Source organism: Thiobacillus denitrificans ATCC 25259, assembly GCF_000012745.1.
Taxonomy (GTDB): domain Bacteria; phylum Pseudomonadota; class Gammaproteobacteria; order Burkholderiales; family Thiobacillaceae; genus Thiobacillus; species Thiobacillus denitrificans_B.
On record NC_007404.1, the window covers coordinates 306984 to 332958 of the forward strand.

The following is a 25975-nucleotide window of genomic DNA, read 5'->3' on the forward strand; positions in this document are numbered from 1 at the left end:
TACATGGACGGCCTGTTGTTCCTCGCGCACCGCATCCCGTTTCCGCCCAACAAGGGCGACAAGATCCGTTCCTTCCATCTGCTGCGTCATCTGAGTACGCGTCACGCGATCCACCTCGGCGCCTTCGTCGACGACCCCGACGACTGGCAATACCGGGACGCGCTGAAACCCTATTGCGCGTCGATCAAGCTCGTTCCGCTGCATCCGCGTCGCGCCCGCCTGCGCAGCGTGAGTGGACTCCTGACAGGCGAGGCGCTGACGCTGCCGTATTACCGCAGTGCTGCGCTCGCGCGCTGGGCCGAAGCGCTGGCGCGCGAGGGCACGGTCACCGGCGGGCTCGCGTTCTCCTCGGCGATGGCGCAAAGCATGCCGCCGACGCTTGCGCGGCGCGTGCTCGACATGGTCGACGTCGACTCCGACAAATGGGCGCAGTACGCGCCGACCCGGCGCTGGCCGCTGTCGTGCATCTACGCACGCGAGGCGCGCAAGCTCGCGGCGTGGGAAGCCCGCGTCGCCGAGACATTCGACGCCACGCTGCTCGTCTCGCCCGAGGAAGCGCGCCTGCTGCAGCAGCGCGCGCCGGCCGCGCGCGACCGGATCGCGGCCTTCGAGAACGGCGTCGACGCCGATTATTTTTCGCCCGAGCGCGATTATCCGAATCCGTATGCCGCCGACGTGCGCGCCGTGGTATTCACGGGCGCGATGGATTACTGGCCGAACGTCGACGCGGTGACCTGGTTCGCCGAGCATGTTTTCCCGGCCGTCCGCGAGGCCGTGCCGACGGCGCAATTCACCATCGTCGGCAGCCGCCCGAGCGACGCCGTGCATGCGCTCGGCCGCCGGCCCGGCGTCGTGGTCACCGGCAGCGTCGCCGACGTGCGGCCGTGGATCGCCCACGCGGCGTGTGCGGTCGCGCCGCTGCGCATCGCCCGCGGCGTGCAGAACAAGGTGCTCGAGGCGATGGCGATGGCGCGCCCGGTCGTCGTGACGCCGCAGGCGGCCGAAGGTATCCGCGGCGCACCCGGCCGCGAGTTCGATCTCGCGCTCGACGAGCCGGGGCTCGTGCGCAGCGTCGTCGCCCGCCTGCTTTCGCCGGCTGCGAACCTGCTCGGGCGCGACTGCATCCTCGCCCGCTACGACTGGGGCCGCAACGTCGCTGCCGTCGATGCCTTGTTCACGGCGCCGCCCGCCGTCCTGCCTGACTCGGAGACCTGCCCCGCATGAGCGCCGTGCCCGATTCCCTGCCTGCCGTGCGACCCCATGCCTGGGCGTCGGTGGCGGCGCTGACCCTCGGCGTCGCCGTGATCGTCGCGGGCATGTTCTGGCCGACGCTCCATTCGATGATCGAGATCTGGGAGCGCTCCGAAACCTTCGCCCACGGCTTTCTGATCTTCCCGATCAGTGTCTGGCTGATCTGGCGACAGCGCGATACCCTGGCGCGGATCGCGCCGCAGACCGACCCGCGCGGCCTGGTGCTGCTCGCGGCCGGCGGCGCTGCCTGGCTGCTCGCCGAAGCCGGCAGCGTCAACGTCGTCGCCCAGTACGCGTTGATCGTGATGCTGATCGCGACGGTCTGGACGCTGCTCGGTTGGGCCTTCGTGTGGGCGGCGTTCTTTCCGCTCATGTTCCTGTTCTTCGCAGTGCCGGTCGGCGAATTCCTGATCCAGCCGCTGATGGGCGTGACCGCCGACTTCACGGTCGCGCTGCTGCAGATCACCGGCGTCCCGGTGTACCGCGAAGGCATGTTTTTCAGCGTCCCGAGCGGCGACTGGTCGGTTGTCGAGGGCTGTTCCGGCTTGCGTTACCTGATCGCGTCGGTCACGCTCGGCGCGCTCTACGCCTATCTGACCTACCGTTCCTGGCAGCGGCGGCTGCTCTTCACCGTGGCCGCGATGATCGTGCCGGTCTTCGCCAACGGCGCGCGCGCCTACATGATCGTGATGATCGCTCACCTGTCCGACATGAAGCTCGCGCTCGGCGTCGACCACTACATCTACGGCTGGGTGTTCTTCGGGATCGTGATGCTGCTGCTGTTCTGGATCGGCAGCTTCTGGCGCGAGGACGAGACGCAGGCGCCGGCCGACGGCGCCGTGATTGCGCCGGCGTCGCCGCAAGCCCGTGGGATCGGCGTGCTCCCGGCGGCCCTGCTCCTCGTGCTCGGCGCGGTGCTGTGGCCGGCTTATGCCCGCTGGCTCGACGCCCGCCCGCTGCCGGACATGCCGGCGCTGCAGATCGAGGCCGAGGGCGGCTGGGAGCGCGGCGCAGCGTTCACGAGCTGGCTGCCGCACTGGGTCGGCGCCGACCGTCAGCTGCGCGCGTTTTACATCCAGGCCGGGCGCCCGGTTTTCCTCGAACTCAATTACTACGCGACCCAGCGCCAGGACGCCGAGCTCGTCAATTCGCAGAACTTCATGATCCGGCAGAAAGATCCGGTGTGGTCGAACGTCGGCGAAGCGGTCGTCGCGGTCGAGATCGGCGGGATCGAACGCCCCGTGCGGCAGGCCCGAATGCGCGGCGGGAACGGCCAGCGCCTGCTCGTCTGGCAGTGGAACCTGATCAACCAGAAAGCCGTCGTCAACGACCATCTCGCCAAGCTCGTGCTCGCCTGGGACCGCGTCCGCCTGCGCCGCGACGACGGCCTCTCGGTGCTGATCGCGACGCCCTACGAGGAAGGCCGTATCGACGACGCGGCAGCGACGCTCGCGCGCTTCGCGGCGGACATGGGCCCGGCGCTGGAAAAAACGCTCGATCGGGTCGACGGGAAGTGACGGTCCATATCGTGCACGTCGTCCACCGCTTCGACACCGGCGGCATGGAAAACGGCATGGTCAATCTTTTCAACACGCTTCCGCCCGAGCGTTTTCGCCACACGGTCGTGGCGCTCACCGATTACAGCGCCTTCCGCCATCGCATCACCGCGCAGCGCGTCGATTTTCACGCACTCAACCGGCCGCCCGGCCACGACGTCGGCTGGGCGCTGCAACTCTGGCGCCTGTTGCGCCGGCTCAAGCCCGACCTCGTGCATACGCGCAACCTCGCCGCGCTCGAAGCGCAGTTCGTCGCGGCGGCCGCCGGCGTGCGCGCGACTGTGCACGGCGAGCATGGCCGCGATGTCTTCGACCTTCACGGCCGCAACTGGAAGTACAACCTGCTGCGCCGGGCGGCGCGGCCGCTGGTGACCAACTATCTCGCCGTGAGCCGCGACCTCGAGGCCTGGCTGCGCCGCGACATCGGCGTGCCGGCGCATCGCCTGCACCAGGTTTACAACGGCGTCGACAGCGTGAAATTCCATCCGCGCAGCGGGCCGCGGCCTGACTTCGCCCACCCCGAGAGCATAGTGTTCGGCTCGGTCGGGCGCATGGTCGAGGTCAAGAATTACCCGCTGCTGGTGCGGGCGTTCATCCAGCTCATGCGCCAGCAGCCGGACCGCGCCGAGCGCGCGCGGCTCGCGATCGTCGGCGCCGGCCCGGCGCGCGAGGCCTGCCTCGAGATGCTGCAAGGCGCCGGCCTCGATCACCTTGCCTGGCTGCCGGGCGAGCGCGACGACATCGCGGCGGTCATGCAGGCGCTCGACGTCTTCGTCCTGCCGTCGAAAAACGAGGGCGTCTCCAATACCATCCTCGAAGCCTTCGCGAGCGGCCTGCCGGTCATCGCGACGGCGGTCGGCGGCAACGTCGAACTGGTCGAACACGGCGTCAGCGGCCTGCTCGTGCCGTCCGACGACCTCGACGAGATGGTACGGGCCTTGCTCTTCTACCTCGACTCGCCGGCCCGCATCGGCGCGCACGGCAAGGCGGCGCGCGAGCGTGCCGAGCAGCGCTTCAGCATCCCGGCGATGGCGCGGGCCTACGCCGACGTTTACGAACAGACGCTTGGCAGGCGACGCCAAACGGCCGTCGACCGGCCCGAATAATCGACAGAACAGGATTCGACACGCATGTGCGGCATCACCGGGATTTTCGACACCAGCGGCGTCAACGCGATTTCACGCGACCTGCTGCAGCGCATGAACGAGACCCAGCACCACCGCGGTCCCGACGAAGGCGGCCTGCATCTCGAACCTGGACTCGGGCTCGGGCATCGGCGCCTGTCGATCATCGACCTGTCGAGCGGTCAGCAGCCCTTGGCGAACGAGGACGGCAGCGTCGTCGTCGTGTTCAACGGCGAGATCTACAACTTCCAGGAACTCGTCCCAGAGCTCGAGGCGCTCGGCCATGTCTTCCGCACCCATTCCGACACCGAAGTCATCGTCCACGCGTGGGAGGCCTGGGGCGAGGCATGCGTCGCGCGCTTTCGCGGCATGTTCGCGTTCGTGCTGTGGGATCGCAACCAGGAAACGCTCTTCGTGGTGCGCGACCGCTTCGGCGTCAAACCGCTCTATTACGCCTTCCTCGACACCGGCGAGTTCATTTTCGGTTCCGAGCTCAAGTCGCTGATGGTCCACCCGAGTCTCGGGCGCGAGGTCGACCCGCTCGCGGTCGAGGACTACTTCGCCTACGGCTACGTGCCCGAGCCGCGCACCATCTTCAAGCGCGTGCACAAGCTGCCGCCCGGCTTCACGCTGACGCTGAAGCGCGGTGCGCCGCGCGCGCTGCCGAAGCAATACTGGGACATGCCCTTCGCGCCGGTCGCGGTGAAGGACGAAGCCGGCGCGATGGACGAGCTGGTCGAACGCATGAAGGAATCGATCCGCCTGCGCATGATCGCCGACGTGCCGCTCGGCGCCTTCCTCTCGGGCGGCGTCGACTCGAGCGCCGTCGTCGCGATGATGGCGACCCAGTCGTCGACGCCGGTCAACACCTGCTCGATCGGCTTCGACGACCCGGCGTTCAACGAGATCGAGTACGCGCAGCAGGTCGCCGACCGCTACCACACCCGGCACCACGTCGAGACCGTCGCCGCCGACGACTTCAGCCTGGTTGGCAAGCTCGCCCAGGTCTACGACGAGCCCTACGCTGATTCGTCGGCGCTGCCGACCTATCGCGTCTGCGAACTCGCGCGCAAGCACGTCAAGGTCGCGCTGTCGGGCGACGGCGGCGACGAGCATTTCGCCGGCTACCGGCGTTACCGCTGGTTCCGCTACGAGGAACGCATGCGCTCCATCATCCCGCTCGGTCTGCGCCGCCCGCTGTTCGGAACGCTCGGCCTGCTCTACCCGAAGGCCGACTGGGCACCGAAGATGTTTCGCGCCAAGACGACTTTCGAGGCGCTCGCGCGCGACACTGTCGAAGGCTATTTCCATGGCGTCTCGCTGCTCTCGAACGCCCAGCGCGCCCAGCTTTTTTCGCCGGCGTTCCGGCGTGAGCTGCAGGGCTACCAGGCGGTCGACGTGCTGCGACGCCACGCCGCGGTGGCGCCGACCGACGACCCGCTGTCGCTTGTGCAGTATCTCGACATGAAGACCTATCTCGTCGGCGACATCCTGACCAAGGTCGACCGCGCGAGCATGGCGCATGCGCTCGAAGTGCGCGAGCCGCTGCTCGATCACGAGCTGATGGGCTGGGTCTCCGGTCTTCCGGTCGACCTCAAGCTGCGCGGCAGCGAAGGCAAGTACCTGCTCAAGAAGGCGATGGAGCCCTACCTGCCGCACGACGTGTTGTACCGGAAGAAAATGGGCTTCTCGGTACCGCTCGCGGCCTGGTTCCGCGGCCCGCTCGCGGCGACGATCCGCACGGTCGTGCTCGGCGAGCGGCTCGCCGGGACCGGCATGTTCAACTGCGAATTCCTCCGCGAGGTGGTCGAGGCGCACCAGTCCGGCCGCCGCGATTTTTCGGTGATCCTGTGGACCGTCCTGATGTTCGACGCCTTCCTCGGCCAGGTGCTGGGCCTCGACGACACGGCGCGCGAGGCGGCATGAAGATCCTGCACGTATTCGACCACACGCTGCCGCTGCATTCCGGCTACACCTTCCGCAGCGCGGCGATCCTGCGCAACCAGCAGAAGCTGGGCTGGCAGACCTTCCACCTCTCTGGCCCCAAGCAGGTCGATTGCAGCGTCGCCGAAGAGGACGCCGACGGCCTGCATTTCTACCGCACGCCCAGACCTGAAGGCGTGCTCGCGCGGCTGCCCGGCGGCGATCCCTTCGCCGTCATGGCCGCGATCGAGAAACGCCTGCTGCCGCTCGCGCGCGAGCTGCGTCCCGACGTCCTGCACGCCCACTCGCCCGTGCTCGACGCGATGCCGGCGCTTCGCGTCGGCCGCAAACTCGGCATTCCGGTGGTGTACGAAATCCGCGCGTTCTGGGAAGACGCCGCGGTCGACCACGGCAGCACGACCGAAGGCAGCCTGCGCTATCGCCTCACGCGCGCGCTCGAAACGCGCGCCGTGAAGCAGGCCGACGCCGTCACGGTGATCTGCGAGGGGCTGCGCGCGGATCTGGTCGCGCGCGGCATCCCCGCCGGCAAGATCACGGTCATTCCGAACGCGGTCGACGTCGACAAGTTTGCGGTCGGCGGCCAGGCCGACCCCGAACTCAAGATGAAGCTCGGCCTCGGGGCCAGCCGCGTGCTCGGCTTCATCGGCTCGTTCTATGCCTACGAAGGCCTCGACCTGCTGATCGGCGCCTTGCCGGCGATCACCGCGCGTGCGCCCGACGTGAAGGTGCTGCTCGTCGGCGGCGGCCCGCAGGACGCCGCGCTCAAGGCGCAGGTGATGGCCCTCGGCCTCAAGGATCGCGTCGTCTTCGCCGGCCGCGTCCCGCACGCCGAGGTCAACCGCTACTACGATCTCGTCGACGTGCTCGTCTACGCCCGACATCCGATGCGGCTGACCGAACTCGTCACGCCGCTGAAGCCGCTCGAGGCCATGGCGCAGGGCCGGCTCATGGTCGCGTCCGACGTCGGCGGCCACCGGGAACTGATCGACGACGGCAAGACCGGCGTGTTGTTCCGCGCCGGTGACGCCGACGACCTCGCGCGCAAGGCGGTCGCGCTGCTCGACAACGCATCCGACTGGGAACGCATCAAGGCGAACGGCCGGCGCTTCGTCGAGACCGAGCGCAACTGGGCGGCGAGCGTCGCCCGTTATCGCGGCGTCTACCAGCGTCTCGTGCAGACGGAGGCGGTGCTTGACTGAAGCGCGCGGCGGCGGCGCCGAGATCGTCGTGTTCAGTTCGCTGTTCCCGAGCGCGGCACGCCCGGGTGCCGGGCTTTTCATCCGCGAGCGCATGTTCCGCGTCGCGCAGCGTCGCCGGCTCGTCGTCGTCTCGCCGCAGCCATGGTTTCCCGGGCAGTCGCTGATACGTCGCGTGCGTGCGGGCTACCGTCCGCCGGTTGCCACGTTCGAGGTCCAGCAGGGGATCGACGTCCACCATCCGCGTTTCCTTTCGCTGCCCGGTGTGCTGCGCCGGCTCGACGGTCTGTCGATGGCGCTCGCCTGCCTGCCGCTGCTGCGCCGCCTGCGCCGCGACGGCGCACGACTCATCGACGCGCACTTCGCCTATCCCGACGGCGACGCGGCGACGCGCCTCGGGCGCTGGCTCGGCCTGCCGGCGACCGTGACCTTGCGCGGCACCGAAGTGCCGCACAGCCGCAACCCGGTCCTGCGGCGCCGGCTGCGCCGCGTCGTGCGTGACGCCGCGCGCGTGTTTTCGGTGTCGGATTCGCTGCGGCGTCTCGCGCTGGAGCTCGGCGCCGACCCGCGGAAGACCGAGGTCGTCGGCAATGGCGTCGACGTCGGCGTGTTCCACCCGGTCGATCGTGCCGCAGCCCGCGCGCGCTTCGGCCTGCCCGACGATGCGCGCGTCCTCGTCTCGGTCGGGGGGCTCGTTGAGCGCAAGGGCATGCACCGGGTTCTCGACTGTCTGCCGGCGCTGCGCGCGCAATGGCCGGACCTGCATTACCTCGTGGTCGGCGGCGCGAGTGCGGAAGGCGACATGCGTGCCGAACTCGAGGCGCGGACCGCACGCCTGGGCTTTGCCGGCCGCGTCCACTTTCCCGGCACCTTGCCGCCCGCCGAGCTCAAATGGGCGCTCTCGGCCGCCGATGTGTTCGTGCTCGCGACGCGCAACGAGGGCTGGGCCAACGTCTTTCTCGAGGCGATGGCCTGCGGCCTGCCCGTCGTCACGACCGACGTCGGCGGCAATCGCGAGGTCGTCGGCAGCGCCGAACTCGGTCGGGTCGTGCCCTTCGGCGACGCGTCCGCATTGACCGCGGCGCTAACCGACGCGCTGCGCACGGACTGGGACCGCGAGGCGATCATCGACTACGCCCGGCGCAACCAGTGGGACGCGCGGATCGAGCAGCTGCTGCGCGCCTTCGACACGATCGTCGGGATCCGCTCCGGCGACGCGGAGTTCGCGCCGCGATGAGCGTGCCGGCCTGGTTCGCGCGCGGCGTCTTCCGCCTGCAGGAGGCGCTGGTGCGGCGCCCGACCTTCGCCACGCTGCGTGAACTCGAGCGCACGCAATGGCTCACGCCCGCGCAGATGCGCGACTACCAGACGGCCCGGCTCAATGCGCTGCTGCAGATCGCGCTCGCCCACAGCCCGTGGCACGCGGCGCGCATCGAGGCCGCCGGGCTCGGCGACAGCGTCAGGGCCGGCCAGATGCAGCTCGACGCGCTCGCGCGTCTGCCGACCATGGACAAGCGCGACGCCCGCGAGAACGTCGAGCAACTGGTCTGGCGCGGCGTGCCCGGCGGCGTTTTTCCCTATACGACCGGTGGCTCGAGCGGCGAGCCGCTGATTTTCCACTTCGGCCGTGCGCGCCAGGCCGCCGACGCCGCGGGGCGCCTGCGCGCACGGCGCTGGTGGGGCGTCGAGCCGGGTGCGCGCGAGGTCTATCTATGGGGGGCGCCGGTGGAGCTGAAGAAGACCGACCGCATCAAGACGCTGCGCGACCGGCTCGTGAACCAGTTGCTGCTGAACGCCTTCGAGATGTCGCCCGCGCGCATGGACGACTACCTGCGTGCGATCGCGGCGTGGAATCCGCAGGCGATCTATGGCTACGCGAGCAGCCTCGCCCTGCTCGCCGCGCATGCCGAAGCGCGCGGGCTGCGCCCCCGGCTGCCCGCGCTGCGCGTCGTCAGCAGTACCGGCGAGCCGTTGTTTCCGCACCAGCGCGAACTGATCGAACGCGTGTTCGGCGTCGCGGTCTCGGTCGAATACGGCGCGCGCGACGCCGGCCTGATGGCGCTCGAGTCACCCGACGGCGTGCTGCTGCAGATGAGCGAGACCCATCTCATCGAGGTACTCGACGGCGCCGGCAATCCGGCCGAGGAGGGCGAGGCCGTCGTCACCTCCCTCGTCTCTGCGGCGCAGCCCTTCATCCGCTACCGTACCGGCGACGTCGTCCGGCACAGCGGCCGTGCCGATCCGGGCGGCCGCGGCCTGGCCGTGCTCGACGCCGTCGTCGGGCGGCAGACCGATTTCATCGTCGCCGCCGACGGCCGCATCATGCACGCGCTCGCGCTGATCTACGTGCTGCGCGCGATCCCCGGGGTCGCGCAGTTCAAGCTGGTCCAGCACGCGGTCGACCGCATCGAGGTGGAGGTCGTGCCGGGACCGCAATGGGACGCCGGTGCGGCCGACGCGCTGATCCAGGGCCTGCGCGCCCGCCTCGGCGAGTCGCTCGCGGTCGACCTGAAACTGCAGGAGGCGATCGCGCCCGAGGCGTCGGGCAAGCACCGCTACGTGGTCAGCCACGTTCGGCTCGACGGCGCACTTGCGCAGGCGGGAGCCGCGCGGACATGAGACCGAGCGCACGCCTCGATGCGTCGATGCGCCACAAGGCGCGGCGCGCGCGCGCGCTGCGCTGGATCCTGCAGGACCTCGCCGGGGTCGCGCGCCAGCCTGAGCAGGCGCATCGCACCCACCTGCGGGCGACGCTCGAATGGCTGTGCCGTGCGCAGGACGCGTCGGCGACGCCTGGCTTGGCCGCGGGCGGCTGGACCTTCGAAGCGGGCTGGCAGGCGCCGAGCGTCGACGCCACGGGGCGACTGATCGAAACCTTCCTGCCGGCGGCCGAATATCTGGCCTGGCCGGAACTCACCGAGCGCGCACGCCGCATGCGCGACGCCTTGCTCGAGACGCCCGAGCCCGCGTCGCTCGGGCGCCTCCACGGCCTGGTGGCCGCGCACGTGCAGCTTGGCGACGCCGAAAGTCTGGCGCGCGCCGTGCGCGACGCGCGGGGCCTGTACGTCGACACCGGCCGCACGCCGGCGTGGCACGCCGATGCGGCCCACGTGCTCGCGCGGCTCGCGGTACTCGCCGACGAAGCCGTTTTGCGCGAAGCAGCGCGCGCGCACCTGCAGGCTGCGTGCTGCGCGCAGACGCCGAGCGGCTGGTTCGTCGACGTCGCCGCGCCGACGCCAACCGCGGCGCTCGCCCGTGCGCTGCGAAGTCTGGCCGAAGCGAGCCGGCTGCTTGGGGATGCGGCCGCGCTCGAGGCGGCCCTGCGCGTCGCCCGCCCGCTCGGCGACGCCCTGCGCGCCGACGGCTCGCTATGTGCCGCCTTCGATGACGGATGGACCCCCGGTGCGCGTCACGCCTGCGTGCCCGGCAGCGCGCAAGTGGCCGCCGCGTGGCTGCGGCTGGCGCAGCTGGGCGAGGGCACGGCCTGGCGCGATGCGGCCTGGCGCCTGCTCGCCTGGGTCAAACGCTGCCAGCGCACCGAAGGTGAGCGGCTCGCGCTGCGCGGCGCGCTGCCGAATGCGGCGCCGATCTGGCGCGGTCCGGCCGCATTCGGTTTCCACACGCTCGGCGCAAAATACTTCGCCGACGCGCTGATGATGGATATGGTCGGAATCGCCATCCCGCCCGCTGTACAGAAAGCCGAATCTGCATGAGAGATATTTTCGTCGTAAGCGTCATTTTCGGGTTGCTGCCTTTCGTCCTCAGACGTCCCTGGCTCGGCATCCTGCTCTGGTCGTGGCTCGGCTACATGAACCCGCACCGGCTGGCCTGGGGCTTCGCCTACAACCTGCCGTTTTCGATGATCGTCGGCCTCGTCACGATCGCCGCCTTCATGGCGTCGAAGGAAAAGAAGGAGATGCCGTGGACGCGGGAGACGATTTTTCTCCTGATCTTCGTCGCCTGGATGCTCTTCACGACGCTCTTCGCGTTCTATCCCGACGTCGCCTGGATGCAGTGGGACAAGGTGTGGAAGATCCAGCTCATGATCTTTCTCACCGCGCTCATCATCAACGATCGCGACAAGCTGCACTGGCTGCTCTGGGTGATCGTGCTGTCCTTCGGTTTCTACGGGATCAAGGGCGGCATCTTCACGATCATCAACGGCGGAGCCTACCGCGTGCAGGGGCCGAGCGAGACCTTCATCACGGGCAACAACGAACTCGCGCTGGCGCTCGTGATGACCATCCCGTTGATCCGCTACCTGCATCTGCAGGACACCCGCAAGTGGATGAAGACCGGGCTCGCCGCCGCGATGGTCCTGACCGGCGTCGCGGCGATCGGCAGCCAGTCGCGTGGCGGACTCGTGGCGATGGTCGCGATGGGTATCTTTCTCTGGCTCAAGAGCCGCAACAAGATCGTGACCGGCCTCTACATGGCCGTCGCGGTCGGCATCATCGCGGCGGTCATGCCGCAGGAATGGTACGACCGCATGAACACGATCAACACCTACCAGGACGACCAGTCGGCGCAGGGTCGGATCAACGCCTGGCACACCGCGTTCAACGTCGCCAAGGACCGCGTCACCGGCGGCGGCTTCGAGATGTGGCGGCCGCCCGTGTTCCGCCAGTACGCGCCGGATCCCTACAACGTGCGCGACGTGCACAGCATCTATTTCGAGATCATGGGCGAGCAGGGGTTCATCGGCTTCGCGCTGTTCATGCTGCTCGGGCTCCTGGCCTGGCTGCGCGCGCAGCAGATCATCAAGCGCTGCAAGAAAGATCCGGACAAGAAATGGGCCGCCGATCTGGCCGCGATGATCCAGGTCAGCCTGATCGGCTACGCGGCAGGCGGCGCCTTCCTCGGCATGGGCTATTTCGACCTGCCCTACCACCTGATGGTCATTCTGGTGCTGGTCGCCAAATTCTCCGGCGTGCTGCAGAAACAGCCGGTGCCCGTGGGGGGATTCGGCAAGCGGCGCGAGGCCGCGGCGGGGTAGCGCAGCGTGGAACCGGCGCTAGTGCGCGTTCGCCTGCAGCCAGCGCTCGAGCATCATCACGACCCAGATCATGACGCCGTAGTAGCTCGCGTGCGGGCCACGCTGCATCGCGAGCATGTGGTCGAGGTAGCCCGGCTGGACCCAGCCACGGCGCTTGAAGTCCGAGAGACTGTCGTGCACGAGTTCGGCGAGCGGCGCGTGTTGTGTGCTCCATACGCCGAACGGCAGGCCGAAGCCGTGCTTGCGCTTGTTGATGATCTCTTCCGGCAGCAGGTCGCGCAGGGCTTCCTTGAAGAACCAGCGCAGCGCTTGTCCGCGTACCTTCCAGTCGACCGGAAGATGGTTCGCGAGCGCGACCAGGCGGTCGTCGAGCAGCGGGTAGGCGACCTCGACCCCCGCCGCCTCGGTCATCGTGCCGACCTTGCGCAGGTCGTTGTCGGCGAGCGTGAACTTGAGGTCGAGATGCATCATGCGGTTGATGTAGTGGTCCGACGCCGTGCGCGCGTAGACCTCGGTGAGCGCTGCATCCGCCGCCGAAGGATCGACCGCGGCGACGAAATCGGCGGCGAAGATCTGGTCGAGCGGCGTGCGGTGCAGGAAGTTGTAGCTTTCCATGCGCAGCGGCAGCCCCATGTTCGCCTGGCGGACGTAGCTCTTGAGCTTGGACAGCGGAAAGTGATCGGACACGCCCGGAAGCGTCGCCAGCGGCTCGATCAGGCCGTGGCGCAGCGGCGCCGGCACGCGGAAATAATTTTCGAACAGCTTCTGCTTCGCGTAGCGCGCGTTGCCGCCGAATATCTCGTCGCCGCCGTCGCCGGCGAGCATGCGTCCGAAGCCCGCTTCGCGCGCGGCGCGGGCGCAGAAATAGGTCGGGACCGCGGAGTCGTTGCCGAAGGGCTCGTCGTATTCGCGCGCGATCAGCGGAATCGCGGTGACGATGTCGGCCGGCTTGAGGTAGTACTCGTGGCGCCGGCTGTCGTACCGCGCGGCGGCACAGCGGGCATACGCCATTTCGTCGAAGCCCTCGGCGTCGAAACCGATCGAGAAGGTATCGACGGGCCCGCCGCGCGCCGCCGTCAGCGCGCCGACGACCGTCGAACTGTCGGTGCCGCCCGAGAGAAACGCTGCGGTCGCCGGCCCGTCGGCGTCGCGCACGGCCGCGTCGAGGACGCGACGGAAGGCGTCGCGCTGCACGTCGAAGCCCGCGTCGTGCGGCGTGTAATCGGCGTGCCAGTAGAAGCGCGTCGCGAGCCGTCCGTTCTCGAGCGTGACGATCTGTCCGGGCAGCAGCTTGTGCACGCCGCGGTAGAGGCTGCGCGGCGCGGGGATGTTGTGGAAGTACAGGTAGTCGTAGATCGCCTGCGGCTCGATGTTGCGGCCGACGGCAGGGTGGGCGGCGACGTGCTGGACGCTGCTGCCGAAAACGAGCTGGTCGCCGCGATGCGCGTAGCCCAGGCGTTCCGCACCCATGCGGTCGAGCACGAGGCAGGCCTTCTTCGCCTGCGGCTCGAGCACGGCGAAGGCGAAATTCCCCTGCATGCGCGCCGGCAGGCCGGCGCCGTGGCTGCGCCAGCCCTGCGCGACCGCGGCGGCCGGGCCGGTTTCGCGGGCGACGCGCGCGAGGTCCGCGTCGACGAAGCGCGGGCGTCCCATGAGCGCCACCGCGTGTCCATCCTCGACCGCGATGTCGGCCTTGCCGAAGCGCGACTGCGCCGCCAGTCCGAGTTCCGCGCTGTGGTATCGACGCAGGCCGGCCGCGTCGGCATCGCCGCCCGCGATCTGCCGGATCAGGTCCTGATGCGCGCCGTCGGCGCCTAGCCAGCCAAAAATGCCATCCATCGTGTGTGCGGTCGAAGCGATACGGGATAATGGGCGCCAATATAAACGAGCCCGGCAGGTTGGCACGAATCCTGTCGGACCCGTCCGCCTGGACGGGGCATCGGCGACATAAACGGGAGGCGCATGCGTTCGCGCGATTTTTTCGAGAAGGTGGGGAAGACGCTGGCATTCCATGCGCGCCGCGCGCAGCGTCGGGCGCGTGGACTGCGCTGGGATCTTGCGCCGCGCGCCGCGGTTCGCCCGATCATCGTGATCGGCTGTTCGCGCGCGGGCACCACGCTCGTCTACAAGACGCTGTCCGAATCGCACGAGATCGGCAGCCTGCAGCGCGAGACTCACGATTACTGGGCGAGCCTGCATCCTCCGGCCGCCAAGAACTGGGACACCCATGCCCTCGACGCGGGCGACGCCAGCGCCGCCGAGCGCGCGACAGTCAGCCGCTACTTCCACACCTGGACCGGACGCGACCGCTGGGTCGACAAGAACAACCAGAACGGCCTCTGCGTGCCCTATCTGCACGCGCTTTTCCCCGACGCGGTGTTCGTCTTCGTCAAGCGTAGCCCGGGCGACAACCTCAATTCGCTGATTGAGGGATGGCGCAAGCCCGACGAATTCGCGACCTGGTCGCGCGAGCTGCCGGCGGAAGTGGCGGTGGAAAACGGCGAACTGCGCGAGTGGTGCTTCTTTCTCGCCGACGGCTGGCGCGACTACCTGAACGCCGCGGTCGAAGACGTCGCGGCCTTCCAGTACGCGGCGATCAACGGCGCGATCCTCGACGCGCGCGCCGCGATCCCGGCAGCGCAATGGGTCGAGGTGTTCTACGAGGATTTTCTGCGCGACCCGCGGGCGACCTTCCGCGGCATCTTCGAGGCCTGTAGCCTGGCTTTCGATGCGCGCCTCGAGGCGCATTGCGCCGCGGTGCTCGACATTCCCTACAACGCGTTCTCCGAAATCCGCCTCGACAAATGGAAGGACGGGCGCAACCGCGAGCGGATCGAGCGCGTGCTGCCGCAGCTGGCGCCGCTGGCGGCGCGGCTCGGCTACTGATGGAGTTGCTGGCGTTCGCCCTCGCGGGGCTCGTGCTGCTCTGGGGCGGCGTGCTGCTCGCCTTCGCGCGCCCGCTCGTCGCGCGCTGGCGCGAGCCGGTGCTGCGCCAGCCCGTGCTCGTGATCGAGAGCGACGACTGGGGCGCCGGGCCGCTCGAACAGGCCGACGCGCTGCAGGCGCTCGCGTCCCTGCTGCGGCGCGTGCACGACCGGAGCGGTCGCCGTGCGCTGATGACGCTCGGCGTCGTGCTCGAAGTGCCGGACGGCCCGCGCGTCGCCGCCAGCGGATGTCGCGAATATCACGCGTGCACGCTCGCCGACGCCCGTTTCGCGGCGGTGCGGCAGGCGATCCAGGCCGGCGTCGCCGACGGCGTCTTCGTCCCGCAGTTGCACGGCCAGTGTCATTACTGGCCGCCGGCGCTGCTGGCCGCGGCGCGCCTCGACGAGGGGGTGCGCGCCTGGCTCACCGCAGCCGAGCCCGGGCCGACCGAAGTCCTGCCCGCCGCGCTGCAGACCCGCTGGGTCGACGCCGCGCGCCTGCCCGCGGCAGCGCTTCCGGCGGCGGCCATCGCAGCCGCGGTCGCCGAAGAGTGCGCGAACTACGCGTCGATCTTCGGGACGCCGCCGAAGGTCGCGGTCGCGACGACCTTCGTCTGGACCGAAGCCGTCGAAGAGGCCTGGGCACGCTGCGGGGTCGAGGCCGTCGTGAGCCCCGGCGCACGCGCAACCGGCCGCGACGCGCAAGGCCGGCCGGCCGGCGTCGACCGGGCGATGCTGAGCGGGCAACGCGCCCGCGCGGGCCAGATCTATCTCGTGCGCGACGTGTACTTCGAACCGGTGCGCGGGCACGCCCCGCAGCAGCTCGTCGCCGGCCTGCTCGCGCGCGCTCGCCAGGGAAGGGCCTGCCTCGTGGAGACGCACCGCTTCAATTTCCTGCAGGCGCGCGATGCGAGCCTCGCCGCGCTCGAAGCCGGCCTTGCCGCCGCGCTTGCGGCGTGCCCGGCGCTGCGCTTCGCGACGCCGCTCGAACTTGCCCGCGCGCTGCGCGAGCGCGACCCGGCCTGGGTCGACACCCGCTGGCGGCCGCGACTCGCGGCGTGGCGCGCGCGCCTCGACGAGATCCCGCGCTTTCGCCGGGCCGCGCGGCTGAGCGGGCTGCAGTTTCCGCTGGCCTTGCTGCGAGGCGAGCGGTGACGCCGCGCTTTTCGGTCGTCATTCCGGCGTACAACGCCGCGGCGACGCTCGCGCGCGCGATCGAATCGGTGCGCGCGCAGAGCTGGCCCGCGCACGAGATCATCGTCGTCGACGACGGGTCGAGCGACGCGACCGCGGACGTCGCTGCAGGCTTCGGCGACGACGTGCGCCTGATCCGACAGCCGAACCAGGGCGTCGCCGCCGCGCGCAACCGCGGCGCGCGCGAGGCCAGCGGCGACTGGCTCGCGTTCCTCGACGCCGACGACTGGTACGCGCCGGACCGGCTGAGGCTGCACGCCGAATGGATCGCCGAAGACCCGACGCTCGATTTCCTGACCGGAGACTACGAATACCGCGACGAGGCGGGGACACCGCTCGGAACGTCGATGGCCCAGCACGACGCCGGGCGCCGCATGCTCGACAAGGCAGGCGGCGCGCGGCGCGTCGTGATGGACGCAGCGGACGAGATCGCGGCCTTCGTCGCCGACCATTTCGGCGATACCCACACGCTGTCGCTGCGTCGCGAACGCTTCATCGCGCTCGGCGGCTATCCCGTCGGCTTCAAGGTCTGCGAGGACGTGCATCTGCTGACGCGTCTGGTCGCGGTGAGCCGGCGCATCGGCGTGAGCTGCGCGTGTCTCGCCGTCTACCTGATCCACGGCGGCAGCGCGACGCGGCGCGATCCGGTCGCGGCGCAGCGCGAGAACGTGCGCACGCTCGCCGACCTCGCGCGGCTCGCCGAGAATTTCCCGCTGCCGGTGAGGCAGGGCGTGGCGGCGCGCATGGCCGATGCGCGCTACAACCTCGGATGCGCCCTGGTCCGCGAGGGGCAGCGCCTCGCCGCGGTCAGGGCGGTGTGGCCGTCGTTCGCGGCGCGCCCGGGCAGGCAGAGCCTGCGCAGGCTGTTGTCGATGCTGAAAGGATGAGTGCGTGAGTCGTATCCTCGTCTTGAGCGAACTCTTCCTGCCGACCAAGGGCGGCACCGCGGTCTGGGCGGCCGAGGTCTACAAGCGCCTCGGCGGCAAGGAGATCCATATCGTGACCGCCGACGTGCCGGGCGCGGCGGTGGTCGACGCCGCGCATCCCAACACCGTGCACCGCCTCGACCTCAGGCGCGTGCCCTGGCTCAGGCCTGAATCACTCGCGATGTACGCGCGTTTTTTCGGGAAGTCGCTCGCGCTCGCGTTTACCCATCGCTTCGACGCCGTGCATGCGTTCCGCGCGCTCCCCGAGGGTCTTGTCGCCTGGCTGGTCGCACGGCTGACGCTGCGGCCGGTCACGATCTACGCGCACGGCGAGGAGCTCACGACCTGGGGGCGCGGCGGCAAATACAAGGCCATGCGCTTTGCGCTCCGGCACGCCGACCGCGTCATCGCCAACAGCGAGCACACGCGCGCGACGCTGTTGCAGATGGGGGTCGACGCGGCGCGCGTCGCCGTGATCTCTCCCGGTGTCGACGTCGCCGTCTTCAGGCCGGGGCTCGACGGCGCCGCGCTGCGGGAGCGAGCGGGCATCGGCGCCGATGAGACGCTCGTCTTCTCGGTCGGTCGGCTGTCGCGTCGCAAAGGCTTCGACCAGGTCGTTCGCGCGCTCGCCCGGCTACGCGACGACGGCGTCGCGGTGCGCTACGTGATCGGCGGGATCGGCGAGGATGCCGGCTATCTCGACGAACTGATCGCGGCGCACGGGCTTTCCGACCGCGTCCATCGCATCGGTGAGGTGAGCGAGGCCGAGCTGCCGCGCTGGATGAACACCTGCGACGTGTTCGCGATGCCCAACCGCGAGATCAATGGCGATAATGAAGGCTTCGGCATGGTGTTCATCGAGGCGGCGGCGTGCGGGACGCCGAGCCTCGCCGGCGAGGCCGGCGGCACCGCGGCCGCGGTACTGGACGGCGGGACGGGGCTGCGCGTCGACGGCGCCTCGGTCGACGCGGTCGCCGACGGCCTGCGGGCCCTGCTCACGCAGCGCGAGCATCGCCTCGCGCTCGGACGCGCCGCCCTGCAGCGCGTGCAGCGCGAATTCGCCTGGGAGCGCGTCGCAGAAAAGACCCGCGCATTGGACAGAGGACAGCATGAGTGAACCGAAGCCCGCGTGGCCGGTCGCGGTGTTCGCGCACAACGAGGCGCGCAACATCGTCGCCTGTCTCGACAGCCTGCAGGGCGCCAGCCATCCGATCGACTGCCACGTGCTCGCCAACGCGTGCAGCGACGACACCGAAGCGCTGGTGCGCGACTATGCCGAGCGGCACCCGAACGTCCACCTCGCGTCGATCGCGCTCGGTGACAAGGCCAACGCCTGGAACGTCTTCGTGCACGAGCTTGCGCCGGCCGGTGCGCCGTACTATTTTTTCATCGACGGCGACGTTCGCGCGACGCCCGGTTCGCTCGATGCGCTGGCGCACCAGCTCGCACGCCATGCCGATGCGAACGGCGCGTCGGCGCTGCCGTGCAGCGGACGCGGCGTCGAGGCCTTCCGCCGCGACATGCTGAAAGACCGGGGTGTCGCAGGCAACCTCTATGCGCTGCGCGGCAGCTTCGTCGATCGCATCCGCGAGCGCGGCATCGCGATGCCGGTCGGAACCATCGGCGAGGATGCCCTGATGGGCGCGATGCTGAAATGGGATTTGCGCGGCGACACGCGCTGGGATGACAGCAAGGTCGTCGTCGCCGAGGCGGCGGGGTTCACCTTCGATTCGGTCTCGCCCTGGCGCTCGCGCGAATGGCGCAAGTATTTCCGCCGCCGCGTGCGCTACAGTGTGCGGGCTTACCAGAACCGCATGCTCGGGCGCGCGATCCAGCCGGCCGGGTTCGAGGCGTTGCCGCGCCACGTACGCGAGCTGTACCGCCGCTATCCCGAACTGCTGAGCGTCGGCTGGCGCGGCGTCGACACCGTGTTCGACTGGTTTGCCGTCCGTGAAATCAAGGCCTCGCGCTGAGCGGCGCCGCATTCGAACCGAGGAGAAGAAGTCGTCATGATCCGCGCCGAGAAGATTCTTCTGACCGCACTGGCGGCATGGCTCCCGTTGCCTGCCGCGTTCGCCGCCTGGGCGCCGAGCCCCGCCGAGATGGCCGCCCTGCCGCCGTATTGTGCGGCGCGCTTCAACGAAGGCTCGCCGGCTTTCCGCAGCTGGCGCACGAGCATGGGAAGCGATTTCGTTCACCTGCATCACTACTGCGCCGGCATCAACTTCCTCAACCGCGGGCGCGGCAGCTTCGGCGCGGGCCGCAAGGACACGCTCGGTGCAGCCGTCCGCGAATTCGACTACGTGCTCGGCAACGTCAGCAGCGGGTTTTACCTGCGCTCCGAGATCCTGATGAACCGCGGCGTCGCGCTGACGCTGTTGAAACGCGACGGCGAGGCGATCGGCAACCTGCTCGAAGCGATCCAACTCGACCCGCGCCAGCCCCGCGCCTATTCGGCGCTCGCAGACCTCCACGTCAGGCAGAAAAATCCGGGCAAGGCGCTCGAAGCGGTCAGCGAGGGCCTGCGGCACAACCCCGATACCAAGTCGCTGCAGCGCCGCTATACCGAGCTGGGCGGCAAACTGCCCTATCCGGCGCCGATCGCCGCAGCCCCGTCGCCCGCGGGGCCGAGCGAAGAAGCGGCCGACGCCGTGGACGCGGCCCCGCCCGCACCCGACGCCGCGGCGGCTGCTGCGCCGGCCGACGAAGCGCCTGCGCCGGCGAAGATCGGATCGCCGACCAATCCTTACTGCCGGTTCTGCCCCGATTAGGCCCGGCCGCGGCGATGCACGTCCCGTGGAAAGTCAGGAACGCCGCGCGGCTCACGCGCAACGGCCTCGCGTTCGCGCAGCACAAGGCCGGCGCCGCGCTGCGGCGCCCGCAAGGGAAGAAGGTCGTGTTTTGCTGCAATTTCCACGGCACGTCGGGCGCGACGATCGCCATCGCGCGCATCGCCGACCTGCTGGCCAGCCGCTACGCCGTGAGTTTCGTCGCCGGCCCGGCGAGCGACTACAACGCAATGCTCGGCACGGCCGTCACGCTGGTGTCGCCGCGCGTGCTGCAGCAGGAGACCTTCGATCTCTACGTCTGCGACGGCCACATGGACGAGTCGTTCTTCGCCTGGCTCGCGGCGCATGAGCGCCTGTGTCTGCTCACGATCCACGGCGTGCTGCGCAAGGATAACAAGCTGGAAAAGGTGCACTTGGCGACCCGCTCGCATCTCGTCAGCGAAATCCAGTTCATGCATCACGCGGTCGACCGCTCGCGCTACTTCGTCATCCCCAATTACTGCGAGCGGATCGCAAAGAGGCAGCGTACGCGCAACGTCGGCATCGTCGGCCGCCTCGACGATCCCAAGAAGAACGTCGCGGCCGCACTCGAGGTCGCGCGGCGCTCGTCGGCTGCGCAGATTCATCTTTGGGGCGGCGCCGACAGCCACGCGCCCGACGGCAGGGTCAGCGTCCACGCATGGAGCCGCGACAAGAATCGCATCTATGACTCCTTCGACGTGCTCGTTTCGATGTCCGAAGAGGAGTCGATGGGGCTTACCGTGATCGAGGCGATGTCGTGCGGGATTCCGTGCGTGCTCGCCGACATTCCGGGATTCCAGATCTACCGCGGCTGCCCCGGCGTCGCGCTGGTGCCGCTTGGCGATCGCGACGCCGCCGTCGAATGGGTCGACCGGTTTCTCGACGCGCGCGCCGAACTCGCGCCGGCCCTCATCGCCCGCTGGCAAGCGCATTACTCGCGGGATGCGGTCGCCGCACAGTGGTTTCGCGAAGTCGAGGCGCTGACTTCACACGCCGCCTGATCGCACTGCGGGGGCGTTCAGCCGCCGCTGTCGAGGAAGCTTTGCAGCCGTGCCCAGAGTTCGGCCTTGACGTCGGGATGCGCGTCCGACACGTCGTGCTGGCAGGCCGGGTCGCTCTCGACGTCAAAAAGCCGCAGCAGGCAGCCGTTTTCGAGCGGCTGATAGACGAGCTTCCAGCGCCCGCGCCTCAGCATCCTGTCCTTGGCCTGCAGCGTGATCGGCGCGTACTGGGTCTTGATCGCGAGCGTTCCGCTTTCGCGGTTGGGAACGCCCATGAGTTCGAGCACGTCGGGGTAGCGCAAATGCTGCTCGGGCAGGCCCGGCACGTCGGCGAGCCAGATGCCGGTTTCGTTGAAGGCGTCGAGATCGGGGCAGGGGCCCGCCGGCGCCAGACAGCCGACGAGTGACGCGCCGTCCATGCTCGCCGGCGCCGGCAGGCCGGCGAGTTCGAGCAGGGTCGGGGCGAGATCGATCGAGCGCACGACCTGGGCGACCGTGCCGCGCCCGGGCCGCCTCGGGTCGTGAATCACGAGCGGGATGCGCGGGCTGAAGTCGCCGACCGCGGAGTTGCCCTGGCCCCAGGTGTCGTGTTCGAAGAATTCCATGCCGTGGTCCGAATAGACGGCGACGATGGTGTCGTCGGCGAGTCCGCAGGCCTCGAGGTGGGCGAGCATCTTGCCGATCTCGGTGTCGAAGGCGGCGACGCAGCCGTCGTAGAGATCGATGATCTGGTCGAGGTCGAATTCCTCCTTGGGCGCGCCCTGCCGGCGGATGATCTCGAACGGATCGGTCAGCCGCGCCATCGCGAATTTCGACTCGCCGGCGTAGCCCGGGTCGGCGAAGCGGGTATACCACGGCCATTCGGATGCGAAAGGCGGATGCGTGGTCGAATAGAAGACGTTGAGCAGGAAGGGCGCGTCGCTTTCGGCTAGACGCGAGACGAGCCGCCGCGCCCGGCTTCCCAGCGGCCCGGTGAGCGGGACGCCGCCGAGATAATAGAGTTCGGGCAGGAGCAGCCGGCCGAGCCGGTTGTGGGTGAACAGCGAAACGAAGAGCCGCAGGTCCTTGGGGCCCTGTCGGATCAGATATTTCAGGTTCCACTGGTCTTCGGGCAAATCGGTGTAGTCGAAGCCGAAGGAAAACTTGCCCATGTCGGCCCCGCACCAGTCCGAGATCGCCGCGCTGCGGTAGCCGGCCTGCTTGAGCAGCACAGGCAGTGCGTCGACCTTCAGACGCGTGCTCTCGTCGTCGACGAAATTGTCGCGGATGCCGTGGGTGTGCGGCCAGGTCCCGGTCAGCATCGAGATCAGGCTCGGTGCGGTGCGGGCGCAGGGCACATAGCAGTTGGCGAAGAGCGCGCTCGTTGAGGCCAGGCGGTCGAGGTTCGGCGTCAGCGCGCGACGATAGCCGAGCGCGCCGAGCCGGTCGGCGCGTAGAGTGTCCGAGCCGATCATCAGGATGTTGGGCGGCCGGCCCGGCCCGCGAGGCGGCCGCCTGCGCGACGGCCCGGCCGGCGGCTCCCAGGCCGCCCAGGCGATCGTTCCCAGATAGAGCAGCATGCTTCCCCACAGGGCCACGAGGTCGTCGAGGCGCATCGCGCGCGCGAGTTGCACCGACGCGACCGCCAGCAGGAGCACGAGCGCGCCGCCGCCGATATATTCGGCGGCGCGGATGCGTTGTGGCGTCGCCACCCGCCACAGGCCATAGAGCCGGCTCACGCGGTAATGCATCGACGCCACGAGGAGGCCAGGATTGAACCGCAGCTTGCGCACGAACTGCAGCGCGAAGCCGGCGAGCAGGCCGAGCAGGGCGGCGACGGTCGCGAGCGCGCTCGACCAGGTCGTGCTCAGCGCGCTCGCGAGCATGAAGTACACGAGCACGCCGCCGCCGGCGGTGAACAGCATCACGGCGAAGGCCCAGGCCGACAGCCGGGCGAGCGCGAACAGCGTGTAGCGCCGGTAGTGGGTGAGGATTTCCTCGCGGATGCGCGGACCGGTCTGCGAGAAGTCGAGCAGCGACTTGGCGAGGAGCGCGGCCGTCCCCGCACCGGCGACGGCGATCGCCGGGACGAGGCCGGCCCAGCGTGCGTCGCCCGCGGCCAACCACGCGACCAGCCCCGCCGCGACGGCGACGAGGCCGAGCGCTTCGACCTGCAAGCCGCCGCGGTCCTGCGGCAAGGCGAGGCGCTTGCGCCGATGGCCCGATTCCCGGTGTCCGCGGATTTCGCCGAGTGCGGCGGCCGTCCGCACCCAGTAGAAGCGACGCTGCGCCCAGGTCCGGCTGAACACGCCGTGAAAGGCGTATTCGCCGAGCTTGCGCCACATGTAAAGCGGAACCGAGCCGCCGCCCTGGATGCGCGCGCTCGAGCGCGTGCGCTGATAGCTTTTCTTGAGCAGGTAGCGCAGGCGCAGCCGCTCGGTGTCGACGTAGTGGTATTGCACGATCGCCGGCGCGTACTGGCAGCGCGCGCCGCGCGCGAGGACGCGCAGCACGTATTCGCTGTCCTCGCCGCCGCCGAGATCGTGCCCGCGCGGCCCGAGCTCGGTCGAGAACGCGCCGCCGAGGTCGAACACGGCTCGACGCAGCGTCAGGTTGCCGCCGCCCGGTATCGGTCCGCGCTCGGCGGTGATCGCCGCGGGTTCATCACCTTGGTCGTAACGCGGCACCGGCAGCGGATAGATCCGGTACGGTCCCTCGTCGTGCACCCACGCGGGCTCGCTGCCGTCCCAGTCGGGCAGGATGCGGCCGCAATACAGCCCGGCTTCGGGCCAGCGCCGCGACGCCTGTTCGATCGCCACCAGAAAGGCCTCGTCGACGCGATGGTCGTCGTCGACGAAGGTCGTGAGCTCGGTTTCGATCAGCGGAAGCGCCGTGTTCAAGGCGTGGGATTTGCCGGGGGTGGCGACTTCGACGACGTCGAGCGGCAGCAGATTCTCCCGGGCCTGCACGGCCTGGTAGCGCTGCATGCGCGCGACCGTGTCGTCGCTGCAGGCGTTCGCCGCCACGAGGATGCGCACCGGCATCTCGGGCCGTTGCGCACGGTTCAGCGAGGCGAGCGTGCGCTCGAGCAGATCGGCGCGGTTGTGCGTGCAGATCAGAACCGTGAGCGCGCTCACGCTGCTTTGGGTTTCCGGTGCTGCCAATAGCGTGCGAGCGTTTGGTTGTGCAGACGGTACGCGGCCTTCTCGACGAGCCGCGGCGGCCGTGCCGGCGTCAAAAGCTCATAGCCGAGTTCGCGTAGCGTATTCCCGGCGACGCTCTCGAACGCGCGGATCTGCGCGCGAGTCATTTCGACGCGCCATTTTCCGGCGTTGTCCGCGCGCAGCGGCTTGTGCACGAGCGGCGTCTTGCCGGGATCGTCGACGGGCTCCACTTCGAACATCTCCGGCGAATAGTCCTCCCCGAGGAAGGCGCACAGGGTCCGCATGGTTTCCTCGGGCTGCGCGAGCAGGTCTTCGTAGCGCAGTTCGAGATATTGGTCCGGCGGCAAGCCGCGGGCCTGGATGCGGCCTTTCTCGATGTAGCTTTCCCAGTATTCGGCGGCGAAATAAGCGTTGTAGACGCCGAAGTCATGACGTCGTCCGAACAGCGACAGCGCGACGTCGCGGCCGTCGCGTATCAGGTGCACGAAGCGCGCGTTCGGAAACCATTCGAGCAGTTTCTGCATGTGCATGACGTAGTAGGGCGTCTTGTCGCCCCAGCGCGCCTTGCCCTCGCCGCGCGCATTCTTCTCGAAGAGGCCGCCGACGATCGCCGGCATCGTGTGCCGGCCCTGTGCGTGAAGCTCCTCGGCGAGGCTCGCGGCGTCGAAGCGCATGCCGTGCAGGTCCGTCTCGAGAAAATCGCGGCTCTGCGCGTGCATCGCGTCGAGCACGGCGCGTATGTTTTCGATGCGGGACAGGTCGCCGAACTGCGCCCGGTTGCGGTAAAGCGGAATGAAAAAATGCGATTCGCCAGTCGGCAGCGAGATGCGTGGCAGGTTGCGCAGCCGGTATTGCAGCATCGTCGTGCCCGAGCGCGGCGCGCCGACGATGAAGACGGGGCCGTCGTTGTCCGACGTTAGGGGCGTGGTATTCATGAGGGCTCGGTGCGGCGCTGGTAGCCGACGATCAGGCCGAAGGCGTGCGACGCGTTCATCGCCTGCCGGACCGGGTTGGGGGCGCCCGGCAACAGGTGCCAGAGCGTTTTGAGGCAATGGCTGACGAACTGGCCGAGCAGAAAAGGCGGCACGCCAAGCACGGTGCGCGGAAAATCCGGCAGGCGGAACTGGCCGTGGCGCAGGCCCGCGCGGTAATGCAGCTTCACGAAATAACGGCGCTTGAGCTTCCACGGGTCGACCGCGTGCCATACCGCCATGTCCGGGCGGTAGCGGATTTTTGCGCTGAGGGCGAGCAGCGCGCGCAGCATCATCGCGTCTTCGCCGCCGCCGACGTCGGTGCCTTCGCGGTTGTAGCGCGGGTCGAAGTTGAGCTCGGGGTGGGCGCGAAAGAACGCCATCGCGTATGCGATGTTGCCGCTCCACAGCGGCGTCGCGCTGTCGGTGACCCAGAAGTCGGCCGGGCCATGGTCGAGGCGGCCGAGAAACCCCGCGACCTCGTCGTCGAGCCAGGGCGGACGCCGGTGGGGACTGAAGTCGATGTCGATGCGCCCGCCGACGCAGTGCGCGCCTTCGTCGACGATCGCCGCGCACGCCGCGGCGAGAAAGCCGGGCTGGGGCAGTTCGTCGTCGTCGATGAAAACCAGGATGTCGCGCTCGCGTGTTTCGGCAAGCGCGCGGTTGCGCGCCGGGACGATGCCGGGCGCGGTTTCGGTGACGACGTGGAGCGGGGCACCCGGGGCCGCACGCAGGCGCTCTAGGACGGCGAGCGTGTCGTCGGGGCTGTTGTTGTTGACGGCGAGGATTTCGAAAGGCAGCGGGCAGGTCTGCGAACGCAGCGCCGCGACCAGTTTTTCGAGGCGCTCGGGTCGGCGGTAGGTGCAGAAGGCGACGGTGACGGCGAACATGTTCAGGCCTGCGGCAGGGCGACGCCCGGCGGCGCAGCCTCCGCCGCGC

20 protein-coding genes are annotated in these 25975 nt (G+C 69.3%); 16 read left to right on the top strand and 4 right to left on the bottom strand.

From position 1 onward, the window contains the following. Positions 1 to 3 precede the first annotated feature (3 nt). The 9 genes from TBD_RS01445 to TBD_RS01485 are packed head-to-tail and all read left to right on the top strand — an operon-like array spanning position 4 to position 12067. Positions 4 to 1224, top strand: coding sequence for a TIGR03087 family PEP-CTERM/XrtA system glycosyltransferase (locus TBD_RS01445; RefSeq protein WP_011310802.1), 1221 nt, complete (start codon positions 4 to 6; stop codon positions 1222 to 1224). Then, positions 1221 to 2768, top strand: a complete 1548-nt coding sequence (gene xrtA, locus TBD_RS01450) for an exosortase A (protein ID WP_011310803.1) — start codon at positions 1221 to 1223, stop codon at positions 2766 to 2768. The genes TBD_RS01445 and xrtA overlap by 4 nt, the downstream gene beginning before the upstream one ends. After that, on the top strand, positions 2765 to 3913 hold the full coding sequence (locus TBD_RS01455) for a TIGR03088 family PEP-CTERM/XrtA system glycosyltransferase (protein ID WP_011310804.1): 1149 nt from the start codon (positions 2765 to 2767) through the stop codon (positions 3911 to 3913). The genes xrtA and TBD_RS01455 overlap by 4 nt, the downstream gene beginning before the upstream one ends. Before the next feature lie 24 nt (positions 3914 to 3937). Next, positions 3938 to 5857, top strand: coding sequence for an XrtA/PEP-CTERM system amidotransferase (locus TBD_RS01460; protein ID WP_011310805.1), 1920 nt, complete (start codon positions 3938 to 3940; stop codon positions 5855 to 5857). Next, positions 5854 to 7074, top strand: coding sequence for a TIGR04063 family PEP-CTERM/XrtA system glycosyltransferase (locus TBD_RS01465; RefSeq protein ID WP_011310806.1), 1221 nt, complete (start codon positions 5854 to 5856; stop codon positions 7072 to 7074). Before TBD_RS01460 ends, TBD_RS01465 begins: the two co-directional genes overlap by 4 nt. Next, positions 7067 to 8308: a glycosyltransferase gene (locus tag TBD_RS01470; RefSeq protein ID WP_011310807.1), complete on the top strand. Its 1242-nt coding sequence runs from the start codon at positions 7067 to 7069 to the stop codon at positions 8306 to 8308. Before TBD_RS01465 ends, TBD_RS01470 begins: the two co-directional genes overlap by 8 nt. Further along, entirely contained in the window at positions 8305 to 9690 is a 1386-nt protein-coding gene (locus tag TBD_RS01475) for a phenylacetate--CoA ligase family protein (RefSeq protein ID WP_011310808.1), read from the top strand. The genes TBD_RS01470 and TBD_RS01475 overlap by 4 nt, the downstream gene beginning before the upstream one ends. Further along, on the top strand, positions 9687 to 10784 hold the full coding sequence (locus TBD_RS01480) for a hypothetical protein (RefSeq protein ID WP_011310809.1): 1098 nt from the start codon (positions 9687 to 9689) through the stop codon (positions 10782 to 10784). Before TBD_RS01475 ends, TBD_RS01480 begins: the two co-directional genes overlap by 4 nt. Then, the gene (locus TBD_RS01485) at positions 10781 to 12067 is read left to right on the top strand and encodes a putative O-glycosylation ligase, exosortase A system-associated (protein ID WP_011310810.1); all 1287 of its coding nucleotides are present in this window, start codon (positions 10781 to 10783) and stop codon (positions 12065 to 12067) included. The genes TBD_RS01480 and TBD_RS01485 overlap by 4 nt, the downstream gene beginning before the upstream one ends. A gap of 18 nt (positions 12068 to 12085) precedes the next feature. Here TBD_RS01485 and TBD_RS01490 read toward each other — a convergent pair whose 3' ends face one another. Continuing rightward, on the bottom strand, positions 12086 to 13906 hold the full coding sequence (locus tag TBD_RS01490) for an asparagine synthetase B family protein (RefSeq protein WP_011310811.1): 1821 nt from the start codon (positions 13904 to 13906) through the stop codon (positions 12086 to 12088). Between the two features lie 123 nt (positions 13907 to 14029). Here TBD_RS01490 and TBD_RS01495 point away from each other — a divergent pair, with 123 nt between their 5' ends. Genes TBD_RS01495 through TBD_RS01525 form a run of 7 tightly spaced genes read left to right on the top strand, consistent with a single transcriptional unit; the run spans position 14030 to position 20922 of the window. Beyond that, positions 14030 to 14953 (top strand): sulfotransferase family protein, encoded by a 924-nt coding sequence (locus TBD_RS01495; RefSeq protein WP_011310812.1) that lies wholly within the window; start codon positions 14030 to 14032, stop codon positions 14951 to 14953. Continuing rightward, positions 14953 to 16146: a hypothetical protein gene (locus TBD_RS01500; RefSeq protein WP_011310813.1), complete on the top strand. Its 1194-nt coding sequence runs from the start codon at positions 14953 to 14955 to the stop codon at positions 16144 to 16146. Before TBD_RS01495 ends, TBD_RS01500 begins: the two co-directional genes overlap by 1 nt. Then, the gene (locus TBD_RS01505; RefSeq protein WP_011310814.1) at positions 16143 to 17072 is read left to right on the top strand and encodes a glycosyltransferase family 2 protein; all 930 of its coding nucleotides are present in this window, start codon (positions 16143 to 16145) and stop codon (positions 17070 to 17072) included. The genes TBD_RS01500 and TBD_RS01505 overlap by 4 nt, the downstream gene beginning before the upstream one ends. A 4-nt stretch (positions 17073 to 17076) precedes the next feature. Next, entirely contained in the window at positions 17077 to 18228 is a 1152-nt protein-coding gene (locus TBD_RS01510; RefSeq protein ID WP_011310815.1) for a glycosyltransferase family 4 protein, read from the top strand. Further along, the gene (locus TBD_RS01515; protein ID WP_011310816.1) at positions 18221 to 19084 is read left to right on the top strand and encodes a glycosyltransferase; all 864 of its coding nucleotides are present in this window, start codon (positions 18221 to 18223) and stop codon (positions 19082 to 19084) included. The genes TBD_RS01510 and TBD_RS01515 overlap by 8 nt, the downstream gene beginning before the upstream one ends. Before the next feature lie 36 nt (positions 19085 to 19120). Then, positions 19121 to 19882, top strand: a complete 762-nt coding sequence (locus tag TBD_RS01520; RefSeq protein WP_011310817.1) for a hypothetical protein — start codon at positions 19121 to 19123, stop codon at positions 19880 to 19882. A 14-nt stretch (positions 19883 to 19896) separates the two neighbouring features. Further along, entirely contained in the window at positions 19897 to 20922 is a 1026-nt protein-coding gene (locus TBD_RS01525) for a glycosyltransferase (protein WP_011310818.1), read from the top strand. Between the two features lie 17 nt (positions 20923 to 20939). Here TBD_RS01525 and TBD_RS01530 read toward each other — a convergent pair whose 3' ends face one another. The 3 genes from TBD_RS01530 to TBD_RS01540 are packed head-to-tail and all read right to left on the bottom strand — an operon-like array spanning position 20940 to position 25926. Beyond that, positions 20940 to 24038, bottom strand: a complete 3099-nt coding sequence (locus TBD_RS01530; protein WP_041432199.1) for a sulfatase-like hydrolase/transferase — start codon at positions 24036 to 24038, stop codon at positions 20940 to 20942. After that, a complete protein-coding gene (locus TBD_RS01535; RefSeq protein ID WP_081429984.1) occupies positions 24035 to 25000 on the bottom strand; it encodes a sulfotransferase family protein in 966 nt (321 codons plus the stop codon). Before TBD_RS01535 ends, TBD_RS01530 begins: the two co-directional genes overlap by 4 nt. After that, the gene (locus TBD_RS01540) at positions 24997 to 25926 is read right to left on the bottom strand and encodes a glycosyltransferase family 2 protein (protein ID WP_011310821.1); all 930 of its coding nucleotides are present in this window, start codon (positions 25924 to 25926) and stop codon (positions 24997 to 24999) included. Before TBD_RS01540 ends, TBD_RS01535 begins: the two co-directional genes overlap by 4 nt. Between the last annotated feature and the right edge of the window lie 49 nt (positions 25927 to 25975).